This is a genomic window from Enterobacter sp. CPE_E863, from assembly GCF_046521465.1.
Taxonomy (GTDB): Bacteria; Pseudomonadota; Gammaproteobacteria; order Enterobacterales; family Enterobacteriaceae; genus Enterobacter; species Enterobacter adelaidei.
In genome coordinates this window covers 3,861,047-3,876,591 of the sequence record NZ_JBKFZX010000001.1, presented here as the reverse complement: position 1 = coordinate 3,876,591, position 15,545 = coordinate 3,861,047, and the positions used below count along the sequence as shown (strand labels likewise).

Genomic DNA, 15,545 nt, shown 5'->3' with positions numbered 1-15,545 from the left:
ACGACTATTACTCTGTCTGTCAATTGAGGGCTGAGGCCCTCAACCAATTAGTACAGACGAGTACGGCGTGCGTTTTCGCGAGCCAGTTTCTTCGCGTGACGTTTCACTGCAGAAGCTTTAGCGCGCTTACGTTCGGTCGTTGGTTTTTCATAGAACTCACGACGACGAACTTCAGCCAGAACACCTGCTTTCTCGCATGAACGTTTGAAGCGACGCAGTGCTACGTCGAACGGCTCGTTTTCACGTACTTTAATTACCGGCATGTAACTCTCACCTTTAATAAATTCGGTTTGCCGCTGGCATCAACGCCAGCTTATTTCAAAATGGTGCGGAATTTTACTGCAAATGCTGCTGCTTTGTAAAGCACCGATGCGATTTTGAAAGGGACTTTAATAAGGGTGAGGAGTATACACGAGCCTTCTTCCTGGGGCGAACAAAGTTTTACATCAACCCGCCCAGGCTCTACACTGCGCGGTATTGAAACGAGGTAAAACAAGTCATGCGTGTACTGGGTATTGAAACATCCTGCGATGAAACCGGCATCGCCATTTACGACGACGAGAAAGGGCTTCTGGCCAACCAACTGTATAGTCAGGTGAAATTACATGCTGACTACGGCGGCGTCGTGCCAGAACTGGCCTCTCGTGACCACGTGCGTAAAACGGTTCCCCTGATTCAGGCGGCACTGAAAGAGGCCGGGTTGAGTTCAACAGATATTGATGCCGTAGCGTATACCGCAGGCCCGGGTCTGGTCGGTGCCCTGCTGGTGGGTGCAACGGTTGGGCGTTCGCTGGCCTTTGCATGGGATGTGCCGGCCATTCCGGTTCACCATATGGAAGGGCATCTGCTGGCGCCGATGCTGGAAGATAACCCACCTGAGTTTCCGTTTGTGGCACTGCTGGTTTCTGGCGGTCATACCCAGCTGATTAGCGTGACGGGCATTGGCAAGTATGAGCTGCTGGGCGAGTCGATCGACGACGCCGCCGGTGAAGCGTTCGATAAAACCGCCAAGCTGCTGGGGCTCGATTATCCTGGCGGCCCAATGCTTTCTAAGATGGCGTCGCAGGGTACGGAAGGGCGCTTTGTCTTCCCGCGTCCGATGACCGACCGTCCGGGGCTGGACTTCAGCTTCTCTGGCCTGAAAACCTTCGCAGCCAATACCATTCGTAATAACGATGATAGCGAGCAGACCCGCGCCGATATCGCCCGCGCGTTCGAAGATGCGGTAGTCGATACGCTGATGATCAAGTGCAAACGCGCGCTGGATCAGACCGGTTTTAAGCGTCTGGTGATGGCTGGCGGCGTCAGCGCCAACCGTACGCTGCGGGCGAAGCTCGCAGAGATGATGCAAAAGCGTCGTGGTGAAGTGTTCTACGCGCGTCCGGAATTTTGTACCGACAACGGTGCGATGATTGCCTACGCCGGGATGGTACGTCTCAACGCCGGTGCAACGTCCGATCTGAGCGTCTCCGTGCGTCCGCGCTGGCCGCTGGCGGAACTGCCTGAGGCGTAACCCCCTCAGCCTAACCCTCTCCCCATAGGGGAGAGGGAAATTTACGACTACACCCGCAACATCCCTTTCTCTTCTAAAAAACCAATAATCGTCGCTAACCCGTCACCTGCCTTCAGGTTGGTAAAGGCCCACGGACGTTCACCGCGCATGCGGTTGGTGTCGCGCTCCATCACCTCCAGCGAAGCACCCACGTACGGCGCGAGATCGGTTTTGTTGATCACCAGGAAATCGGATTTGGTGATCCCCGGCCCACCCTTGCGCGGTATCTTCTCCCCCTCGGCCACGTCGATCACGTAGATCGTCAGATCCGCCAGTTCGGGACTGAAGGTCGCACTCAGGTTATCGCCGCCACTTTCAACGAAGATCAGATCCAGATTACCGAATTTCTCGCTTAATGCTTCTACAGCGGCCAGGTTCATTGAGGCATCTTCACGGATGGCGGTATGCGGGCAGCCACCGGTCTCCACGCCCACGATGCGTTCCGGCTCCAGCGCACCCGCTTCGGTCAGGATGCGCTGATCCTCTTTGGTGTAGATATCGTTCGTCACCACCGCCAGGTGATAGGTGTCGCGCATCGCTTTGCACAGTGCTTCCAGCAACGCCGTTTTGCCCGACCCTACCGGGCCGCCGACGCCCACGCGCAGGGGATGTTTGTAATCAGCCATGTTCACTCCTCAGGAACGGAATAACCGTGAATATTGTGTTTCGTGGCGCGCAGAGGCGATAGCGGACAGCGGCGTCGCTGCACCTATCTCGTCATCACTGCGCAAAAATGCCTGTTCAAGCCCGTCGGCAAAATGGTTGCTCAGGTCGATAATCAGCTGCTGGGCGGCCTGTTGCCCAAACGGCACCAGCTTGACGCCCGCCATGACCGCGCTCTCTATCCAGCTGTAGCCGAGACTCAGCGCCAGCTCGCGCACGCCGATGCCCCAGCGCACGCCGAGCCACGCCATGCCGCAGAGCTGGCTTTGTGTAAACAGCGGCAGCCATTCGGGCGGACAGTCAGGCTCCCAGCTTTTGATGAGGCGCGTAAAGGCCGCCCCGCGGTTGCGCTCCTCTTCACGTAACTCGCGCGTTTCCCGGCAGGCGAGCAGATACGCTGTCCAGCGTTTGGCTGTGACGAGATCCTGTTGCTCACAGGCCTGATACAGGCGGATAAACAGCGGCAGATCGACACAGAAAAAACTCTGCTCCATCTGCTGCGTCTGCCAGCGTTTGAAGGCATCGGTACTCGTGACCCAACCGGCTTCAACAGCCCATTCCAGCCCCTGTGACCAGGTAAATGACCCGACCGGCAGGCTGCTGCTGGAAAGCTGCATCAGGCGCAGCCACTGGCGGGCGTGCTCCATTAGCTCATCAGCGCCAGCAGGGCGGAGACAATCAGTCCGCCGCCGAAGGTTTTACGCAGCCCATCGTGACGGCGCAGCAGCAACCCTGCGGCGAAACTGGCGCACAGTACGGTGGCGCTGGCAAACATAAACCCGCTGGTGAACAGCCAGAAGCTGTGGCCGGACATCTCCACACCGTGCGCCCAGCCGTGGAACATCGCCAGGGCAGGGACTGCCAGCAGCAGACGGTTTTCGGTTTTAAACATCATCACGCCGCAGACCGCCAGCGAGGCGATAATCAGCATCTCCATGCCGCTAAAGCCACCCAGCAGACTGCCCGCAATGGCGCCGACAAGCATCATGCCGAGGGTGGCAAAGGGCAGTAACAACTTGCGGCCGCTCAGGGCGGAGAGCACGCCAGCGCCTGTCAGCATCAGCAGATGATCGAGGCCGGTCAGCGGGTGGAAAAATCCGGCCTGGAAGCTATCGGCACCGTGTCCCGGATGTGCCAGCGCAGGCAGGGAAAAAGCCAGCAGTAAAAGGGGTGAGTACTTGCGCATGATTAATCCTTAATGTGAATGAGCGTGAGAGTGGCTATGACTATGGGCCTCGCTGGTGTAGGCCCCTGCTTCGGGTTCAAATGGCAGGCTGGCAAACGTCACCTCAAGCCCGAACTGGCGCAGCATATCGTCGAGGACGTGATCGTGATGATAGCGCAGCTCGCCGGGCATGATTTGCAGCGGCACGTGACGGTTGCCCAGGTGATAGCAGGCGCGGGCGAGCAGGAACGGATCGGCGCAGCGCACCACAGAGACGGACTCCGGAGCGGCAATCACTTCAATGACTTCGCTGCCGTCTTCGTTGCAGAGCAGGTCACCGCCGCGCAACAGTAAACCGCGCGGCAGCATCAACCCGGCTTCGCGCCCGTCGTTCAGCGCCACGCGGGCGCGGCTTTTCACCCGCACGTCAATCGGCAGCGTGACGCTGGCGGTGACGGGGTGGGCATGGTCCAGGCGTTGGGTTAAATAGATCATCATCACTCCTCAAAACAGGAAATAGCGTTGCGCCATCGGCAGAACGTCAGCCGGTTCGCTGGTAATCAGTTCGCCGTCGACGCGCACTTCATAGGTCTGCGAATCAACGGTGATATTTGGCTGAAGGCCGTTGTGGATCATGTCCACTTTTTTCACCGTCCGGCAGCCTTTCACCACCGCGATGGCGCTCTGCAGGTTGAGCTGCTGCGGGATGCCGTTCGCACTGGCGGCTTGCGAGATAAACGTCAGCCGCGTGGCGTGGCGCGCGGCACCGAGTGCGCCAAACATCGGGCGGTAATGGACCGGCTGCGGCGTGGGGATAGAGGCGTTGATATCCCCCATCGGCGCGCAGGCGATCATCCCACCTTTGACGATGGTGGCGGGTTTGACGCCAAAAAACGCCGGGGACCAGACCACCAGATCCGCCAGTTTTCCCGCCTCAATCGAACCCACTTCATGGGCGATACCGTGGGTCAGCGCCGGGTTGATGGTGTATTTGGCAACATAGCGCTTCACGCGGAAGTTGTCGTTATCGCCGGTCTCTTCCGGCAGGGGGCCGCGCTGCACCTTCATGCGGTGTGCCACTTGCCAGGTGCGGATAATCACTTCCCCCACGCGGCCCATCGCCTGAGAGTCTGACGAGATGAGGGAGAATGCGCCGATATCGTGCAGCACATCTTCAGCGGCGATGGTTTCACGGCGAATACGTGATTCCGCAAAGGCGACGTCCTCAGCAATATCCGGATCGAGGTGATGGCAGACCATCAGCATGTCGAGATGCTCGTCGATGGTGTTCACCGTGTAGGGCAGCGTCGGGTTGGTGGAGGAGGGCAGAATATTCGGGTGCGCGCAGGCGGTGATGATATCCGGCGCGTGGCCGCCGCCCGCGCCTTCGGTGTGGAAGGTGTGGATGGTACGCCCGCCAATCGCCGCCAGCGTATCTTCGACAAACCCGGATTCGTTCAGCGTGTCGCTGTGCAGCGCCACCTGAATATCCATCTCGTCTGCGACCTCCAGAGAACAGTTGATGGCGGCAGGCGTGGCACCCCAGTCTTCGTGGATTTTAAGCCCGATAGCACCGGCGGCGATCTGCTCGCGCAGAGCGTCCGGGTTTGAGCCGTTACCCTTGCCGAGCAGACCAATATTCACCGGCAGCGTATCTGCGGCCTGTAACATGCGGGCGATATACCACGGCCCCGGCGTGCAGGTCGTGGCGTTGGTGCCTGCTGCAGGCCCGATACCGCCGCCGATCATGGTCGTGACGCCGGAGACCAGCGCCTCTTCCGCCTGCTGCGGGCAGATCCAGTGAATGTGGGTGTCGATCCCGCCGGCGGTGACGATCTTCCCCTCGGCGGCAATTACTTCCGTTGCCGCGCCAATCGGGATCGTCACGCCGGGCTGAATATCCGGGTTACCGGCTTTACCGACGGCAAAGATCCGCCCGTTCTTCACACCGATATCGGCTTTCACGATCCCCCAGTGATCAACTATCAGCGCGTTGGTGAGAACCAGATCCACGCATTGATCCGTTGTCATTTGTCCTTGACCCATGCCGTCGCGGATCACTTTTCCGCCGCCGAATTTTACCTCTTCACCGTAAACAGTGAGATCCTCTTCCACTTCGATCCACAGATCGCTGTCGGCCAGCCGCACTTTATCGCCCGTGGTGGGGCCGAACATGTCGGCGTAGGCCTGACGTGAAATTTCAGCCATTGCTCACCTCTCCCATCACCTCACCGCGAAAACCGACAATGCGCTTCGCGCCGCTGATCTGAACCAGCGTCACTTCGCGCTTTTGGCCGGGTTCGAAACGTACGGCGGTCCCGGCCGGAATATTCAGCCGGTAGCCTTTGGTTATCGCCCGGTCGAACTTCAGCGCCGGGTTGACCTCGTAAAAGTGGTAGTGCGATCCCACCTGGATCGGCCTGTCACCGTGGTTTTCGACGATCACACTCTGCGTTGCTCGCCCTACGTTGATGGCAATATTTCCGGGCTGGATCTGGTATTCACCTGGGATCATCACGCGCTCCTTAGACGATCGGGTTATGGACAGTGACGAGCTTTGAACCGTCGGGGAAGGTGGCTTCTACCTGAATGTCGGGGATCATCTCGGGTACACCTTCCATCACCTGGTCGCGTGTGAGGACATGGCGGCCCGCCTCCATCAGTGAGGCGACGGTTTCGCCATCGCGCGCACCTTCCATAATAAAGGCGCTGATCAACGCGACGGATTCCGGATAATTGAGCTTTACCCCGCGTGCAAGGCGGCGTTCGGCAACCAGCGCGGCGGTGAACAGCAACAGCTTGTCTTTTTCTCTGGGGGTCAGTTCCATAACGTTTCTCTTATGTCTGCCAGATACGCGGCGAACAGGCAGTTTTGTGGGATAAAAGCGGGCGAAGCGACTGCCAGATATCGCGCATCACTCGCTGACAAATCAGGTTATCGTGAGAGAGAAAGCGCACCGACAGCAGATCGTCAGTAAGGGTTGCCCCGGCAACGTTTTCCAGTGGTGTAAGCAGTTCACGTACTCTGTCGAGATGCTCTTCCCTGGCCGGATAGAACAGCAGCGTGCCGACCCACGGATGCCCGGCAACGGGCGTGAGATCGCCATCGCTAAGATGCTGACGCTCAATCAGGCGAGGTTCGTCTTCAATCCAGATTTCAAGGCGGCTCTCCAGCCTGCCGTGGCTGAAGGTCTCACCGATCACCGGGCGCCCCAGACAGTACAGCTCCCAGGCCATCAATGTACTGGAGGCCTTCAGGTGGAAAACGGAGCGCAGCGCGGCGTTCGCGCCGGGAAAGATAATGGTGTCCTGCGGCAACCACTCCAGCGTGGCGTCTTCATCGAGATAAAAGTGCTGGCTCAGACGAGCCTGCGGGCCACTGCTGCGATAGAACTTACTGGCACCGGGCATGGTGATGAGCGCATGGCTTTTGGCGTCCAGCCGAACGGAAATGTCCAGCGTATCGCCACCCACAATTCCGCCGGGTGGATGCAGCAGGTAAAGGTGGCAGGTATCCCCTTCCGGGTAAAACGGACGCTGAACCGTAAGCGGCCCGAGGTGATGAGCGGAATGCAGGAGGGTTTTCTCAGGCGTGTGACAAAACTGCAGGGCAAGCGACGCTTGCCAGCCTTTATACGTAGTATCAGTGACCTGAGCTGCTATCATGCTGCATCCATTTGCTCACCATCGGGATACGTTTCAGTATGCCCTGGCGGAAATGAAGGCTGTCATATGAGTCGCTTATGGATACGTTATCTGCTGCGGGTGTCGCGCGATTACTCAGGCTCTTTTTTCTTTCTCTTGAGCTTTGTCCAAATTTTGGTCTCCTGGCGACGCCACAGGCGCTGGATATTGTCGTGATGACGCAGCAGGATAAGGCAAGAGAGCATCGACACCGGGAAGGTGAATTGAGGTTTGAACCACCAGACGTAAAACGGGGCGATCAGCGCGCTGACAATGGCACCCAGTGACGAGTAGCCGCTCAGAAGAATGGTCAGCAGCCAGGTGCCGGCCATGACGCCGGTTAAGTCCCAGCCGATAGGCGCAATGGCACCAAAGGCGGTTGCAACGCCTTTGCCACCTTTAAATCCGAAGAATACAGGCCAGATGTGGCCGACACAGGCAGCGATGGCAATGAGCCCCAGCCAGAACGGCGTGACGCCCAGCGCATATGCGCCCCAGACGGGTAGCATCCCTTTCAGTACATCAAAAATCAAAACCGCTACGGCTGCACCCTTGCCGCCAATTCGTAGTACGTTGGTCGCCCCCGGGTTCCCGGAACCACTTTCACGCGGGTCAGGTAACCCTGCAATGCGGCAGACCAGAATGGCGCTGGAGATTGAGCCGCAAAGATAGGCGAGGAGGATCATTCCAGGCGCGATTGCACTCATAACGCTGTTCCGTTTTGAAAATGTATCTGTATTCTCAGCATCTGTGGATAATACGCATAATTCGCCGGAAGTGGTATCCGGTTTAGCCAAAAAGCAGGCAGGTCGTGATGGATATTGTATTTATAGAGCAACTTTCGGTAATCACCACTATTGGTGTTTACGACTGGGAACAGACCATTGAGCAGAAGCTGGTGTTCGATATCGAAATGGGCTGGGATAACCGTAAGTCAGCAAAAAGTGATGACGTGAATGACTGTCTGAGCTATGCCGATATCAGTGAAACGGTCATCGCCCACGTTGAAGGGCAACGTTTTGCGCTGGTCGAACGGGTGGCTGAAGAAGTCGCAGAATTGCTGCTGAAAAAATTCAATTCACCGTGGGTGCGCATTAAGTTAAGTAAACCAGGAGCAGTGGCGCGCGCCACCAATGTTGGCGTTATTATTGAGCGTGGCACAAATCTGAAAGGCAAGATTTAACGTCATAATAGCTAAACCATTTTAGGTTATACCGGTCTTAACGCTGTATCTTTCTCGGTTGTCCGAATGGGGCACCGTTTTTTTATATCTTCTTAGGGGTTTATAGATGAGCGATATGCACTCGCTGCTGGTGGCGGCAATACTGGGTGTGGTCGAAGGATTGACGGAGTTTTTGCCGGTTTCCAGTACGGGCCATATGATTATCGTTGGCCATCTGCTGGGCTTTGAAGGCGATACCGCTAAAACGTTTGAAGTGGTCATCCAACTGGGTTCTATTCTGGCGGTAGTGGTGATGTTCTGGCGTCGTCTGTTTGGTCTGATCGGCATCCACTTTGGCCGTCCGCCTCAGCATGAAGGTATGGGTAAAGGCCGACTGTCACTGATCCATATTCTGCTCGGGATGATCCCTGCGGTGGTGCTGGGTCTGGTGTTCCACGACGCCATTAAATCGCTGTTTAACCCGATTAACGTGATGTACGCGTTGGTCGTGGGTGGTTTCCTGCTGATCGCGGCGGAAGTGCTGAAGCCGAAAACCCCGCGTGCGGAAGGTCTGGATGACATGACCTACCGCCAGGCGTTTATGATTGGTTGCTTCCAGTGCCTGGCACTGTGGCCGGGCTTCTCACGTTCAGGCGCGACTATTTCTGGCGGGATGCTGATGGGCGTAAGCCGTTATGCGGCCTCTGAGTTTTCGTTCCTGCTGGCAGTACCAATGATGATGGGCGCCACTGCACTCGACGTCTACAAAAGCATTGGGTTCCTCACCACGGGTGACATTCCGATGTTCGCCGTTGGTTTCATCACCGCCTTTATCGTGGCGCTGATTGCCATTAAAACTTTCCTGCAGTTGATTAAGCGTATCTCGTTTATTCCGTTCGCAATCTATCGCTTTATCGTGGCGGCAGCGGTTTACGTGGTCTTCTTCTGACCGATAGCCCTCAGTCTTTCGGCTGAGGGCAATGCTTTTCTTTCCAGTCTGTCACCGCCTGAATCCGACGTCTGGTGAGTTCTTCACGGATCTCAGGTCCTTTAAAGCCCGCTTCGACAACATCCTTCGTTGGCACCGCTTTCGCGACTTCCCAGGCTTTACGCAATAAACGTCCCTGCGGGTAATCACACGCTTCAAACCCGGTGCGCCCACGTACGTCAGCTTCACTGGTCAGGGCGATTTGCTCCACGCGGTGAGGTTTGCGCCAGGCGTCGATGTTATCGAACAGCTTGACGATGGTGGCCGGTTTCAGGATGGGGAAGGTGTGGATCAGGTCGTGGAACTCGGCCACCAGTTTCGCCAGATCGCGGATCTCATTCGGGACGCGCAGACGCTGACAAAGCCCCTCGACCAGCTTCACGCCTGCCGGGCCATGCCCGTGATGACGCGGCCAGAACTCTTTTGGCGTTAAGCCTTTGCCCAGATCGTGGCACAGGGTGGAAAAACGGATGTCGACCTCGGGGCTGAGCATAGCCGCCATACTGAGCGTCATCAGGGTATGAACGCCGGTATCAATTTCCGGGTGCCATTTCGCCGGTGCAGGGACACCAAACAGCGCGTCGATTTCCGGGAACAGCACCTTCAGCGCGCCGCAGTCGCGCAGAACCTGGAAAAAGACCTGCGGGTTGCGCGTAGTGAGGGCATTTTCCGTCTCTTTCCAGACGCGCTCTGGCGTCAGGTGTTCAAGTTCACCCGCCTCGGTCATGGCGGTCATCAGCGCCATTGTCTCATCGGCAATACGGAAACTCAGGTGGGCATAACGCGCGGCAAAACGCGCCACGCGCAGAACGCGGAGCGGATCTTCAGAAAACGCCGGGGAGACGTGACGTAAAAGGCGGTTACGCAGATCGTCCTGACCGCCATAAGCGTCAATGATGTGCCCCTGCTCATCCTGTGCCAGCGCGTTGATGGTGAGATCGCGACGCAGGAGATCTTGCTCCAGCGTGACGTCCGGCGCGGCATAACAGGTGAAACCCGTGTAGCCAGAACCGGATTTCCGCTCGGTACGCGCGAGGGCGTACTCTTCCCGGCTTTTTGGGTGCAGGAATACGGGAAAATCGCGGCCTACCTGCTGGTAGCCCGCGTCGAGCATCTCTTCGGGGGTGGCACCGACCACCACCCAGTCTTTATCTTTGACCGGCAGACCTAACAACGCATCACGTACCGCACCACCGACCAGATAACTCTTCACGCCCTACACTCCCGTTTTCTCTTTTTCCAGGATCATACGTAAGTCTGGCAGAGAAGACGAGTTAGTTCATCCAGCGGTCTTTACGCTTACGGCTTGGGATCAGATGCGGCAGCACCAGACCGAGCACCAGACCCACGCCCAGCACGCCACCGCCATACATAAACCACTGCATGATGATGGTGCGCTGTTTGTCGTCGAGCTGCAGATTGGCGGCATTCACTTTCTTCTGCGCGACAATCAGCTCGTTTTTGAGTTTTTGGTTCTCTTCTTTCAGACCGTTGATCACACCGTCACTCTGCGCCACTTTCTGCTGCATTTCTGCGGTGCGTTGGTTCCAGGTTCCGTCGATGTTATTCAGCTTGTCGGTCAGGGTTTTCACCTGGTTTTCCAGATCCGGTACGCGGGTGCGCAGACTTGGCACGGTGCTCAGCTCTTTCAGCGGGATCCAGGACGTACGGCCGGTACTGTCGCGAACCTGGCCATAGTTGGTGTCCGCGTTGGTCTGTAACAGGGTGACTTCCTCGCCGGCATTTACCGTGCCCACGAGGCGATAATTATCTCCGGGGCCACTGCGTACCCAGGTGTTCAGTTCGTCAGAAACGTAACGCTTCTCTTCAGCGTGCACGGTGGTTGCGGCGCTAAAAGCGAGTAAAGTAAGTCCAATCAGGCGTAATTTAAGCATCATTAGTCGTTATTTTCATAAATAGTGGAACGATAGTAGTGGCAACAGTGTCTCTACGCAAAGCATTCGTCAGCAATCAGAATCATCTGTGTCACGACTCTACACATTTACGCCCGTCAAATTGCTCATTGCATGGCAATTTGGCGCAAAATACTATGTACTGACAAACAAATGGCGAGGAAGTTCGTCCTCATTGACGCGTCTGTGACGCCCGCAAAAGTACAAGGCTATGGCACAAGAAATTGAATTAAAGTTTATCGTCGAAAAAGACAGCTTTGACGCTCTTAGTCAGCATCTGCACACGCTTTCCGGCGAACACCATGCACCGGTACAACTGCTTAATATCTATTACGAAACGCCAGACAACTGGCTGCGCCGCCACGATATGGGGCTACGTATCCGTGGCGCGAACGGACGCTACGAGATGACGATGAAAATTGCCGGTCGCGTGGTTGGCGGTTTACATCAGCGCCCGGAATACAATATCGACATCAGTAAGCCAGAACTTGAGCTGGAACGTTTCCCGACAGAAGTTTGGCCTGAGGGTAAACTGCCAGAAACCTTATCCGCAGACGTACAGCCCCTGTTCAGTACTGATTTCTGGCGCGAAAAATGGCTGGTGACGGAAGGCAAGAGCCGCATTGAAATCGCGCTGGATTTAGGTGAGGTGAAGGCGGGTGAGTTCCAGGAGCCGATCTGCGAACTGGAGCTTGAACTGCTGGAAGGGGATGCGAATGATGTGCTGAAGCTGGCGCGCAAGCTGGTGAACCAGTCCGGGTTGCGTCAGGGAAGCCTGAGTAAAGCCGCGCGAGGTTACCACCTGGCGGTCGGAAATGCGCCACGCGTGGTGAAAGAGACGACGATTTTGCACGTTGCGCCGAAAGCCAGCGTAGAGCAGGGTCTGGAAGCCGCGCTGGAGCTGGCGCTCTCGCAGTGGCAGTACCATGAAGAGCTGTGGGCGCGGAATGTGAAAAACGCGAAATCCCACGTGCTGGCGGCGATTGCCATGGTGCGCCATACCCTGACGCTGTTTGGCGGTATTGTTCCTCGCAAAGCGAGCGCTCACTTACGTGACCTGCTGACGCAAATCGAAACGCTGATGCTGTCCGACGTATCGGCACAAACAGCGATCTATAGCCCGCAAACGGCGACGGCAAAACTGGCACTGACCGAGTTTCTGGTCACGCGTGGCTGGCGTACCTTCCTGGATGCGAAAGCGCAGACCAAAATCGCGGAGAACTTCAAACGTTTCGCGGATATTCATCTCTCTCGTCATGCCGCCGAGCTGAAGAGCACCTTTGCTTACCCGCTGGGTGACCAGTATGGCGATCAGCTTCCTCGTCTTTCGCGCAATATCGACAGCATGCTGCTGCTTTCCGGTGCCTATGACGGCGTGAAGGCTCAGGCCTGGCTGGAGAACTGGCAGGGGCTGAAGCATGCCATTGAAACCCGTCAGCATATTGAGATTGAGCATTTCCGTAACGAGGCCATTTCGCAGGAGCCGTTCTGGCTGCACAGCGGAAAACGTTAACTCTGGCAAGGAACCCCAATCATGCCGCTTTCTTCGCAGTTACAGCAGCAGTGGCAGACCGTTTGCGAACGTCTGCCTGAGTCATTACCGACGTCATCATTAAGCGAGCAGGCGAAGAGCGTGCTCACTTTCAGTGATTTTGTGCAGGAAAGTATCACCGCCAACCCGGACTGGCTGGTGGAGCTTGAAAATTCACCGCCACAGGCAGAAGAGTGGCGGCATTATGCTGACTGGTTGCAAACCGCGCTTGCTGAAGTTGCGGATGAAGCAACGCTGATGCGCGTCCTGCGCCAGTTCCGTCGCCGGGTAATGGTGCGTATTGCCTGGGCGCAATCTCTGGCGCTGGTCAGCGAAGAGAGCACGTTACAGCAGCTAAGTGAGCTGGCACAGACGTTGATTGTTGCTGCGCGAGACTGGCTCTACGCCGCCTGCTGTAAAGAGTGGGGAACACCGTGCAGCGAGGAAGGGGTTCCTCAGCCACTGTTGATTCTGGGGATGGGTAAGCTGGGCGGTTGCGAGCTTAACTTCTCCTCCGATATCGATCTGATTTTTGCCTGGCCGGAGAACGGCTCTACGCGCGGCGGACGTCGTGAGCTGGACAACGCCCAGTTCTTTACCCGACTCGGCCAGCGTCTGATTAAGGCCCTGGATCAGCCGACGCAGGATGGTTTCGTCTACCGCGTGGACATGCGTCTGCGTCCCTTTGGCGACAGCGGCCCGCTGGTGTTGAGCTTTGCCGCACTGGAAGATTATTACCAGGAGCAAGGGCGCGACTGGGAGCGTTATGCCATGGTCAAAGCGCGGATCATGGGCGACAGCGACGATGCCTACGCCAACGAGCTGCGCGCCATGCTGCGCCCGTTCGTGTTCCGCCGTTACATTGACTTCAGCGTGATCCAGTCCCTGAGAAACATGAAAGGGATGATTGCCCGAGAAGTGCGCCGCCGTGGGCTGAAAGACAATATTAAGCTCGGTGCAGGCGGTATCCGCGAAATCGAATTTATCGTCCAGGTCTTCCAGCTTATTCGCGGCGGGCGTGAGCCTACGCTGCAGTCCCGTTCACTGCTGCCGACGCTGAGCGCCATCGAGCAGCTTCACCTGTTACCGGACGGTGACGCGCAAACCCTGCGTGAGGCCTATCTGTTCCTGCGTCGTCTGGAGAACCTGCTGCAAAGTATCAACGACGAACAGACCCAGACCCTGCCAGCGGATGATCTGAACCGGGCGCGTCTTGCCTGGGGGATGCGCGCAGATGACTGGTCAATGCTGACCGAACGGCTGGATGCGCATATGGCAGGAGTACGCCGTATCTTTAACGACCTGATTGGCGATGACGAAAGTGAATCGCAGGACGATGCGCTTTCCGAGCACTGGCGCGAGCTATGGCAGGATGCGCTTCAGGAAGATGACACTACGCCAGTGCTGGCACACCTGAGTGACGACGCCCGCCATCGTGTGGTGGCACTGATTGCTGATTTTCGTCTTGAACTGAATAAACGTGCGATTGGGCCACGTGGTCGGCAGGTACTTGATCATTTGATGCCGCATCTGCTGAGCGAGGTTTGCTCCCGCGCGGATGCGCCGGTGCCGTTGTCACGCATGATGCCGCTGCTGAGTGGGATTATCACGCGTACCACGTACCTTGAACTATTGAGCGAGTTTCCAGGGGCGCTTAAACATCTGATTACGCTCTGCGCTGCGTCGCCAATGGTAGCCAACAAGCTGGCGCGTTATCCGCTGTTGCTCGACGAACTGCTCGACCCGAATACGCTCTACCAGCCGACGGCGACGGACGCCTACCGGGACGAGCTGCGCCAGTATCTGCTGCGGGTGCCGGAAGAGGACGAAGAGCAGCAGCTGGAGGCGTTGCGTCAGTTTAAGCAGGCACAGATGCTGCGTGTGGCAGCGGCAGATATCGCCGGAACGCTGCCGGTGATGAAAGTGAGCGATCACTTAACCTGGCTTGCGGAAGCGATCATCGACGCGGTCGTGCATCAGGCCTGGGTGCAGATGGTGGCTCGCTACGGCCAGCCGAAACACCTGGCCGACCGTGAGGGTCGTGGTTTTGCGGTGGTGGGGTACGGCAAGCTCGGCGGCTGGGAGCTGGGCTATAGCTCCGATCTGGATTTAATCTTCCTGCACGATTGCCCGGTCGACGTGATGACTGACGGCGAACGTGAGATTGACGGGCGCCAGTTCTATCTGCGTCTGGCCCAGCGCATTATGCACCTGTTCAGCACCCGTACCTCATCCGGCATTTTGTACGAAGTGGATGCACGTCTGCGACCCTCCGGCGCGGCGGGCATGCTGGTCACCTCGACGGAGTCCTTTGCTGATTACCAGAAGAACGAAGCCTGGACGTGGGAGCATCAGGCGCTGGTGCGTGCCCGCGTGGTGTACGGCGATCCGCAGCTTAAAACGCAGTTTGACGTCATCCGTAAGGATGTCATGACGACGGTGCGAGAGGGTGTCACGTTGCAAACTGAAGTGCGGGAAATGCGCGAGAAAATGCGCGCGCATCTGGGCAATAAACATCGCGATCGCTTTGATATCAAAGCCGATGAGGGGGGGATTACCGATATTGAGTTTATTACCCAGTACCTGGTGCTGCTGCACGCGCACGATAAACCGAAGCTGACACGCTGGTCGGACAATGTACGCATTCTGGAACTGCTCGCGCAAAACGACATTATGGACGAGCAGGAGGCACAGGCGTTAACCCGCGCCTATACCACGCTACGCGATGAGCTGCACCACCTGGCACTGCAGGAACAGCCGGGGCATGTGGCGCTGGACTGTTTCAGCAGTGAACGCGCTCAGGTGACGGCAAGCTGGCAGAAGTGGCTGGTGGAACCGTGCGTAACAAAACAAGTGTGATATTATCGCGCGCAAATTGTGAATCTTT

At 57.1% G+C, this 15,545-nt stretch carries 17 protein-coding genes; 5 read left to right on the top strand and 12 right to left on the bottom strand.

The window, feature by feature from the left end:
- Nucleotides 1-47: 47 nt before the first annotated feature.
- Nucleotides 48-263 carry a 30S ribosomal protein S21 gene (rpsU, locus tag ACLHV8_RS19045; protein WP_001144069.1) on the bottom strand — a complete coding sequence of 72 codons (216 nt, stop codon included), beginning with the start codon at nucleotides 261-263 and terminating at the stop codon, nucleotides 48-50.
- 236 nt (nucleotides 264-499) lie between these two features.
- Between rpsU and tsaD the strand changes: the two genes are divergently transcribed.
- Nucleotides 500-1,513, top strand: a complete 1,014-nt coding sequence (gene tsaD / locus ACLHV8_RS19040) for a tRNA (adenosine(37)-N6)-threonylcarbamoyltransferase complex transferase subunit TsaD (RefSeq protein ID WP_028017130.1) — start codon at nucleotides 500-502, stop codon at nucleotides 1,511-1,513.
- Between the two features lie 47 nt (nucleotides 1,514-1,560).
- Here the strand turns inward: tsaD and ureG are convergent, their stop codons facing one another.
- The 9 genes from ureG to plsY all read right to left on the bottom strand — a co-directional run bounded on the left by ureG (nucleotide 1,561) and on the right by plsY (nucleotide 7,771).
- A complete protein-coding gene (gene ureG / locus ACLHV8_RS19035; RefSeq protein WP_208595022.1) occupies nucleotides 1,561-2,178 on the bottom strand; it encodes an urease accessory protein UreG in 618 nt (205 codons plus the stop codon).
- A gap of 9 nt (nucleotides 2,179-2,187) precedes the next feature.
- On the bottom strand, nucleotides 2,188-2,862 hold the full coding sequence (locus ACLHV8_RS19030; RefSeq protein WP_208595021.1) for an urease accessory protein UreF: 675 nt from the start codon (nucleotides 2,860-2,862) through the stop codon (nucleotides 2,188-2,190).
- Nucleotides 2,862-3,401, bottom strand: coding sequence for a HupE/UreJ family protein (locus ACLHV8_RS19025; protein ID WP_208595020.1), 540 nt, complete (start codon nucleotides 3,399-3,401; stop codon nucleotides 2,862-2,864). Before ACLHV8_RS19025 ends, ACLHV8_RS19030 begins: the two co-directional genes overlap by 1 nt.
- Before the next feature lie 9 nt (nucleotides 3,402-3,410).
- Nucleotides 3,411-3,875 (bottom strand): urease accessory protein UreE, encoded by a 465-nt coding sequence (gene ureE, locus ACLHV8_RS19020; protein ID WP_114978742.1) that lies wholly within the window; start codon nucleotides 3,873-3,875, stop codon nucleotides 3,411-3,413.
- Between the two features lie 9 nt (nucleotides 3,876-3,884).
- Nucleotides 3,885-5,588 (bottom strand): urease subunit alpha, encoded by a 1,704-nt coding sequence (gene ureC, locus ACLHV8_RS19015; RefSeq protein ID WP_410377009.1) that lies wholly within the window; start codon nucleotides 5,586-5,588, stop codon nucleotides 3,885-3,887.
- Complete coding sequence (locus ACLHV8_RS19010) at nucleotides 5,581-5,895, bottom strand: urease subunit beta (protein WP_049005073.1); 315 nt, start codon at nucleotides 5,893-5,895, stop codon at nucleotides 5,581-5,583. Before ACLHV8_RS19010 ends, ureC begins: the two co-directional genes overlap by 8 nt.
- Nucleotides 5,896-5,905: 10 nt before the next feature.
- The gene (locus tag ACLHV8_RS19005; protein WP_003862556.1) at nucleotides 5,906-6,208 is read right to left on the bottom strand and encodes an urease subunit gamma; all 303 of its coding nucleotides are present in this window, start codon (nucleotides 6,206-6,208) and stop codon (nucleotides 5,906-5,908) included.
- Nucleotides 6,209-6,218: 10 nt separating this feature from the next.
- The gene (locus tag ACLHV8_RS19000; protein ID WP_208595018.1) at nucleotides 6,219-7,046 is read right to left on the bottom strand and encodes an urease accessory protein UreD; all 828 of its coding nucleotides are present in this window, start codon (nucleotides 7,044-7,046) and stop codon (nucleotides 6,219-6,221) included.
- Between the two features lie 110 nt (nucleotides 7,047-7,156).
- Nucleotides 7,157-7,771, bottom strand: coding sequence for a glycerol-3-phosphate 1-O-acyltransferase PlsY (plsY, locus tag ACLHV8_RS18995; RefSeq protein WP_028017138.1), 615 nt, complete (start codon nucleotides 7,769-7,771; stop codon nucleotides 7,157-7,159).
- Nucleotides 7,772-7,878: 107 nt separating this feature from the next.
- On the opposite strand from plsY, the gene folB reads away from it, so the two are divergent.
- Together folB and bacA are read left to right on the top strand one after the other, a co-directional pair.
- Nucleotides 7,879-8,247 (top strand): bifunctional dihydroneopterin aldolase/7,8-dihydroneopterin epimerase, encoded by a 369-nt coding sequence (gene folB, locus ACLHV8_RS18990; protein ID WP_028017139.1) that lies wholly within the window; start codon nucleotides 7,879-7,881, stop codon nucleotides 8,245-8,247.
- A 106-nt stretch (nucleotides 8,248-8,353) separates the two neighbouring features.
- Nucleotides 8,354-9,175 carry an undecaprenyl-diphosphate phosphatase gene (gene bacA, locus ACLHV8_RS18985; protein WP_032666809.1) on the top strand — a complete coding sequence of 274 codons (822 nt, stop codon included), beginning with the start codon at nucleotides 8,354-8,356 and terminating at the stop codon, nucleotides 9,173-9,175.
- A gap of 10 nt (nucleotides 9,176-9,185) precedes the next feature.
- Here the strand turns inward: bacA and ACLHV8_RS18980 are convergent, their stop codons facing one another.
- The gene (locus ACLHV8_RS18980) at nucleotides 9,186-10,427 is read right to left on the bottom strand and encodes a multifunctional CCA addition/repair protein (RefSeq protein ID WP_208595017.1); all 1,242 of its coding nucleotides are present in this window, start codon (nucleotides 10,425-10,427) and stop codon (nucleotides 9,186-9,188) included.
- Between the two features lie 61 nt (nucleotides 10,428-10,488).
- A complete protein-coding gene (locus tag ACLHV8_RS18975; protein ID WP_028017142.1) occupies nucleotides 10,489-11,109 on the bottom strand; it encodes a TIGR04211 family SH3 domain-containing protein in 621 nt (206 codons plus the stop codon).
- Nucleotides 11,110-11,338: 229 nt separating this feature from the next.
- Here ACLHV8_RS18975 and ACLHV8_RS18970 point away from each other — a divergent pair, with 229 nt between their 5' ends.
- Nucleotides 11,339-12,640: an inorganic triphosphatase gene (locus ACLHV8_RS18970; RefSeq protein WP_208595016.1), complete on the top strand. Its 1,302-nt coding sequence runs from the start codon at nucleotides 11,339-11,341 to the stop codon at nucleotides 12,638-12,640.
- A gap of 21 nt (nucleotides 12,641-12,661) precedes the next feature.
- A complete protein-coding gene (gene glnE / locus ACLHV8_RS18965; RefSeq protein ID WP_208595015.1) occupies nucleotides 12,662-15,517 on the top strand; it encodes a bifunctional [glutamate--ammonia ligase]-adenylyl-L-tyrosine phosphorylase/[glutamate--ammonia-ligase] adenylyltransferase in 2,856 nt (951 codons plus the stop codon).
- Nucleotides 15,518-15,545 lie beyond the last annotated feature (28 nt).